Here is a 6,132-nt window from a genome sequence, read left to right as displayed (position 1 = left end):
TCAACCGCCTCAAGCAGTGGCGCGGCATCGCGACCCGCTACGACAAGACCGCCGAGTCCTACCAGGGAGCCGTCGCCCTCGCCTCGCTCCTGATGTGGACGTGACATTTGAAGACAACTCCTAGGGCGGCTCGCCGCGCCCGCGCGGGGGCGGCGTCCTACGGTGGAAGGCGGAGGCGTCGCCGTACGAGGAAGGCTCCCCATGAAGACCGTCCTGCTCGGTGCCACCGGCATGGTGGGCAGCCGTATCGCCACGGAGGCCCTCGCCCGTGGGCACCAGGTCACCGCCCTCACCCGGTCGGGCCTGGCCCCCGAGGAGGGGAACCCGAATCTGACGGCCGTCGCCGCCGATGCCGCCGACCCGGCGCGGCTCGCCGAGCTGGCGGCCGGGCACGACGCCGTCGCCGCCGCGCTGGTGCCCCCGCGCGACGGCACGGACCCGCGCGAGCCGTTCACCGCGCTGTACGACGACGTCCTGCGCGGCGTGCGGCAAGCCGGTGTGCGGCGCCTCGTGATCGTCGGCGGGGCCGGGAGCCTGCTGGTGGGGCCCGGCAGGATGCTGGTGGACACCCCGGACTTCCCCGAGGCGCACCGGGGTGAGGCGCTGGCCCACCACGACCTGCTGGCCCGGCTGCGCGGCGTGGACGACCTGGAGTGGACGTACATCTCGCCCGCCGCGGAGATCGCGCCCGGTGAGCGCACGGGCCGCTACCGGCTGGGCGGCGACCGGCTGCTGACGGACGCGGAGGGGCGGAGCGCGGTCAGCGCGGAGGACTACGCGATCGCCTTCGTCGACGAGCTGGAGAGCGCCGCGCACATCCGCGAGCGCATCTCGGTGGTCGGCTAGGGCGTACCCGGCGGATCACGGTTGCCCTCTGCCGGGGCTGCCGGGCCGGGGCTGCCCCGGCCCGTGCACTGCGGACTGCGGCACCGTCGTGGTCGCTCGCGCAGTTCCCCGCGCCCCTGCCGGGGCACGGTAGCCTGTGTCAGTGGTCGACTCGGGGATTGCCGCTGACGGTGTGACACGCCGGGTCGGCCGGGCCCACGCGCGCCTGCTGGCCCTGCTCGACGGCCTGGACGACACCGGCACTGCCCGGCCCTCGGCGCTGCCGGGATGGTCCCGGGGGCATGTCGTGCAGCACCTCACGGACAACGCGCTCGCCTTCGAGCGCCAGGCGCGCTACGCGCCGCGCGCCCGCAGGCGCGGCTGAGCGAGGAGCTGCGCCGGGCCCAGCACGCCCTGGAGGAAACCTGGAGCACGCTCACGGCGGCGGACTGGCAGCGCCCGGTCCGCTTCCGCAGCGCCACCCTGCTCGACACCGCGCTCGCGCGCCGGCGCGAGGCCGAGATCCACGCGGTCGACCTCGCCGCCGGCCACCGCCCCCGCGACTGGTCGCTCCCGTTCGCCCTGCACGCCCTGGACTTCCTGGCGCCCCGGGCTCCGGCCGGGACGCTGCTGGTCCTGCGGGCCACGGATGACGGCTTCTCCCGGGCCCTGGGGTCGGGAGCGGCGGTCGAGGTCTCCGGGCCGGTGCGGGATCTCGCGGCGTGGATGGCCGGGCGCGGCACCGACGGCCCGCTGCGGACGGACGCCCGTGCGCTGCCGGAGCCGGGCCCCTGGCCCCCGGACCCCGCGGACTGACCACCGCCGGCTCAGCCTGTCCCCCCGTACCCCACCTCCAGGCCGTACGCGGCCAGCGGCTCCTGGACGGGCTGGTAGTAGGTCGTACCCGTCGACCCGCAGTCGCCGGGGGTGTGGACGAGGAAGCCGACGGCCGCGTCCCCGGAGACGACGGGCCCGCCGTCGTCCCCCGGCTCGGCGCACAGGTCCACCGTGAACAGGCCGTCGACGAGGCCGCCCGGGAGCGACACGTTCACCTGCGTGACCGTGCCGCACTGCCGGCCGCTCGCCGGTCCCGAGCGGCAGACCGGCATCCCGGGGCGCGGTTCGACGGCCCGCTCGACCCGGCGCGGGCCGTCGCCGTACGTGGTCACCTCGCTCGGCGCTTCGAGGTCCGGGCCGGTGTAGCGGATCGCGGCGTGGTCGCTGCCGGGAAAGGTCGCGCCGGACGTCCGGCCGACCGGGACGCTCCGCTCGGGGTCGGCGTACCAGGAGTCGGCCACGTTGCCGCAGTGGCCGGGCAGGATGCCGTGGACGCCGGTGCCGTCGGTGGCGTTGAAGCCGAGCGTGCAGCGTACGCCGCCGCTGCCGTAGAGCGCATCGCCGCCCCGCAGCACGGTGGACTGCCGCTCGCCCGCGCCCGCGCCCGCGCCCGCCGCGTGAGCGGCCGGAAGCGCCGCCACCAGAAGCAGCAGGCCCAGCGCCGCCGCGCAGAGCGCGCGTATATGCCGTACATCAGCCATGGTGCTCATGGTGGCGGCGGCGGGCGGCGACGGTAAGGCGGAGTTCCGGCCAGCGGTGCGCACCCGGCTCCGCTCCAGCAGGGGTGCCCCCTCGCACCCGCAGGCTGCGCCGCGACAGCAAGGGGCAGTCCCGACCCGGCAGGATCCGCAGGACACGGCCCTAGTGCCGTGACCGGAAAGGTTCACCGCCTCGCGCCTCCCCCAAGCTCTCGGCTCCGCTCGAGCAGGGAGGTGCCCCCAGGCACGGCGCCTCGCGGCGTTGCCGGATCACGCGAGTACGCCCAGTACGAGCCGCGATCCGGCGCCTTGCGATGCTCCCCCAGCTACCGCTGGGAGGTGCCCCCTGCACCGGACGACGCGAGACGGCAAACCTTTCCGGACACGGCCCTAGGGGCCCTGGACCGCCGCCGACACCGGCCGCTCCCGGAGCGCCGCGCGGCCCGGTACGCCCGTGCCCACCAGCGCCAGCAGCGCGGCCGCCGCCAGCACCGCCGCGTAGCCCGTCGGGGCCGCCGCCGGGGCCACCGAGCCCGTCATGCCCGCGCTGAAGGCGCTCAGCACGGCCAGCGCGATCCCGCTCCCCGCCAGGGCCGCCGTCAGCAGCACGGCCAGCGCCTCCAGCAGCAGCATCCGCAGCACCTGCCCCCGCGTGGCCCCCGCGAGCCGCAGCAGCGCGAACTCCCGCACCCGCTCCGTGAGCGTCATCGCGAGGGTGTTGACGACGGCGATGGCCGTGAAGGCGAGGACGAGGCCCATGGCGAGGTAGTTGACCTCGGCGTTCTCCTGCTGCTGGGCGGCCTGGAGGCGGTCGGCGGCGGACCGGTCCCGCACCTCGACGCCGGGAACGCTCCGGACGGCCGAGGCCAGATCGGCCCGCCGGCCGCCCGTGACCAGGACCGCCTCGGCGAGCGGGTTGTCGACATGCCGGGAGACCAGCGCGTGGGGCAGGGTCAGATCGCCGAAGCCGAGCCCGCGGGCGTAGACGGCGGCCACGGTCAGCCGGACGGGCGGCCCGTCGCCGAGGGTGAGCTTCAGCGGGCTGCCGGGCCGCAGCCCGAGCCGGTCGGCGGCCCGTTCGCTGACGGCCGCGGAGCGCGGGCCGAAGCCGCGCAGGGTGCCGCTGGTGACGCCGGGGTCCCAGGTGCGGGTGAGGCCCCGGACGCTGACGCCCTGCGCGGGGTACTTGTCGAGCCCGACCCGGACCGTCGTGCGCACCACCTCGGTGGTCGCCTCGGCCCCGCCCCGCGTCCGGGCCAGCTCCGCGGCCTCGGCCGGGACGCCGGGGCCGCGCGAGGTGAGCACCCAGTCGGCGCGCGTCCCCTCCCGGACCTGGGCGCGGGCCGCGTCGCCGAGGGTGGGCTGGACGAAGAGCACCGTGCAGGTCATGCCGATGAGCAGGGTGAGCGGGGTGACGACGGCGGCCATCCGCGCCGCGTTGCCCCGGAGGTTCGCCGCTGCCAGCTTCCCCTGGGCTCCGGCGGCGCACCGCAGCGGCCGGGCCAGGAGCGCCGCCGCGCCCCGTACGAGCAGCGGGCCCAGCAGCGAGACGGCGGCGGCGAGCACGACGACGGCCAGGAACGTCACGGGCGTGGCGGCGGGCTCGGTACGCAGCGTGCTCAGCACCGCCACCAGCGCGGCGCCGCCCGCCAGCAGTGCCAGTCCGGCGAGGATCCGGCCGCGCGCCGGGCGCGCACGCCCCACCGCTGCCTCCGCCAGCGCCTCGGCGGGCCGGATCCGGCTGATCCGCCGGGCGGCGACGCGGGCCGCCGCCCAGGCGCCGAGCAGCGTGGCCCCGAGGGCGGCGGCCGGCGGGAGGACGCCGGCCGTGCGCTCCAGCGTCGCCGGAATCGCGCCCGTCGCCACGAACCTGCCGTGCAGCCAGCCGCCCAGCGGCAGCCCCAGCAGCGCGCCCAGCGCCCCGGCCGCCAGCCCGACGAGCAGCGCCTCGCGGCCCAGCAGCCGCCGTATCTGGCGCGGGGTCGCGGCGATGGCGCGCAGCAGCGCGACCTCCCGGTACCGCTGCTGGATGGCGAGGGCGAAGGTGCCGACGACGACCAGCACCGCGACGAGCAGCGCGGTCCCGCCGATGGCGCCGCCCATACTGACCAGCTTGGTGCGGGCCCCGGCCGCTTCCGGGAACTCCACGGGCCCGCGCCCGTCCCCGCCGGCGACCCGCGGCGCGCCCGGTCCTTCGCCGAGCGCCGTGCGCAGCGCGGCGGACAGCCGGTCGGGGCTCGTCCCCCGCTCCGGGACGACGCCGATCGCGGTCACCTCGCCGGGCCGCCCGGCCAGCCGCCGCGCCTCGGCTGCGGAGAAGAAGAGGGTGCGCTGGTGCCGCAGTTCGCCGCCGCGCGGCTCGGCGACGCCGCTGACGTGGTAGGTGCGCGGGGCGCGGGTGGACTGCACGGTCAGCCGGTCGCCGGGCGTCAGCCGGGCCCGCTCGGCGGTCGTACGGTCGACGACCACGTCCCCCGACGCGCCGGGCGCGCCGCCCCGCACCAGCCGGAACGGGGTGAGCGCGGCGGACGACCAGGCGTGCCCGTACGAGGCGCCGTCGGGGGCCGCGGCACCGACCGGCCGTGCGGGGAAGGTGAGTTCGGGCACGGCGCGCGCCACGCCGGGCGTCCCCCGCACGGTGCGCAGCGTGCCGGCCGGGAGCCAGGCGCGCTCGGCGAGCGGCTTGGCCTTGTGCTTGACCTTGGCCTTGCCCTTCTTGCGCTTGACGACGGTCTGGTGGACGTTCTGGTCGGCGGCGACGAGCAGCGGCGCGGCGCCGTACCGCTCGGTGGCGGCCTTGCCGCGCAGCCCCGTCTCCAGCAGCCCGCCGCACGCCGTGATCAGGGCCGCCGCGCAGCACAGGGCCACGAACGCGCCGAGGAACCCGCCGAGCCGGGCGCGGACCGTGCGCAGCGCGTACCGGAGCATCATGTCGGCTCCCCCGCGCCGGACTCGCGGGGCTCACCGGGCTCGCGGGGCTCATCCGGCTCACTGGGCGCGGCGGGTGCCGGGTGGGCCAGCAGGCGGGTGAGGACGGTGCGGGCGCCGGGCGGCGTCTCGTCCTCGGACCGCTTGTAACGGTTCAGGAGGGCGATGTACTCCTCGAAGAACTCCCGCAGTTCGGGCAGGGTGAGCCGGATCGTGCCCCGCGAGTAGGGGAATCCGTCCGCCCACGCGTCGTCGGCCGGGTCCGCTTCCCGCTGCGCCCGCTCGAACAGCTCCAGGTCCTGGGCGTACGCGTGGTGGTTCAGCTCGTCCATCACGAGCCGCATCTCGGGCGTCTGCCGGGAGCGGGGCGGGAACCGCCGGTCGCCGGGGGTGGCCCGCCACCACCGCTCGCGTCCGTGCGCGCCGGCGCGGGGCGCCTCCTCCACGAACCCGTACCGGGCCAGCTCCCGCAGGTGGTAGCTGGTGGCGCCGGTGTTGAGCCCGAGCGCGCGGGCGAGGCCCGCGGAGGTGGCGGGCCCGTGCACGGTGAGGTGCTGGAGCACCTGCTGCCGGCGGGGGTGGGCCAGCGCCCTGAGGGTGGCCAGATCGTTGATCTCTACGGGTCCGGGTGGCTTCGGTGGCTCGCTCATACGTACACAATGCGCTGTGCACAATGATCTGTGCACTGGTGCTGAGCGGGGTCCGGGGGTGGTGCTGTCCCCCGTTATGGTCTTCGCGGTCCTGCAAGAGGGCTGCTGGCCTCCGGGCCCGGCATGGCTGTTCCCCCCTGTTGGAAGTCGATGACCTGGGGGGTGGTGCCACCGGGCCCGAGAGGCGCCGTTGG

The 6,132-nt window shown here is 76.8% G+C and carries 6 protein-coding genes and 1 pseudogene; 4 read left to right on the top strand and 3 right to left on the bottom strand.

All coding sequences use genetic code 11. The features are described 5' to 3' along the window. The 4 genes and pseudogenes from G5C65_RS29385 to G5C65_RS29375 form a co-directional block, all read left to right on the top strand. Positions 1 to 104: pseudogene (locus G5C65_RS29385) on the top strand (IS5/IS1182 family transposase); the annotation flags it as partial. 97 nt (positions 105 to 201) lie between these two features. Beyond that, positions 202 to 846: an NAD(P)-dependent oxidoreductase gene (locus G5C65_RS29380; RefSeq protein ID WP_165302081.1), complete on the top strand. Its 645-nt coding sequence runs from the start codon at positions 202 to 204 to the stop codon at positions 844 to 846. Positions 847 to 982: 136 nt separating this feature from the next. After that, positions 983 to 1,210: a maleylpyruvate isomerase N-terminal domain-containing protein gene (locus G5C65_RS40525; RefSeq protein WP_338146722.1), complete on the top strand. Its 228-nt coding sequence runs from the start codon at positions 983 to 985 to the stop codon at positions 1,208 to 1,210. After that, the gene (locus G5C65_RS29375; protein WP_241266141.1) at positions 1,114 to 1,641 is read left to right on the top strand and encodes a DinB family protein; all 528 of its coding nucleotides are present in this window, start codon (positions 1,114 to 1,116) and stop codon (positions 1,639 to 1,641) included. The genes G5C65_RS40525 and G5C65_RS29375 overlap by 97 nt, the downstream gene beginning before the upstream one ends. A gap of 11 nt (positions 1,642 to 1,652) precedes the next feature. Here G5C65_RS29375 and G5C65_RS29370 read toward each other — a convergent pair whose 3' ends face one another. The 3 genes from G5C65_RS29370 to G5C65_RS29360 form a co-directional block, all read right to left on the bottom strand. Further along, positions 1,653 to 2,363: a S1 family peptidase gene (locus tag G5C65_RS29370; protein ID WP_241266140.1), complete on the bottom strand. Its 711-nt coding sequence runs from the start codon at positions 2,361 to 2,363 to the stop codon at positions 1,653 to 1,655. A gap of 387 nt (positions 2,364 to 2,750) precedes the next feature. Continuing rightward, positions 2,751 to 5,291 carry an FtsX-like permease family protein gene (locus G5C65_RS29365; RefSeq protein ID WP_165302079.1) on the bottom strand — a complete coding sequence of 847 codons (2,541 nt, stop codon included), beginning with the start codon at positions 5,289 to 5,291 and terminating at the stop codon, positions 2,751 to 2,753. After that, on the bottom strand, positions 5,288 to 5,938 hold the full coding sequence (locus tag G5C65_RS29360; protein ID WP_165302078.1) for an ArsR/SmtB family transcription factor: 651 nt from the start codon (positions 5,936 to 5,938) through the stop codon (positions 5,288 to 5,290). Before G5C65_RS29360 ends, G5C65_RS29365 begins: the two co-directional genes overlap by 4 nt. Positions 5,939 to 6,132 lie beyond the last annotated feature (194 nt).

This window comes from Streptomyces boncukensis (assembly GCF_011045075.1).
GTDB lineage: Bacteria > Actinomycetota > Actinomycetes > Streptomycetales > Streptomycetaceae > Streptomyces > Streptomyces boncukensis.
This window is presented reverse-complemented; position numbering and strand designations above follow the sequence as displayed.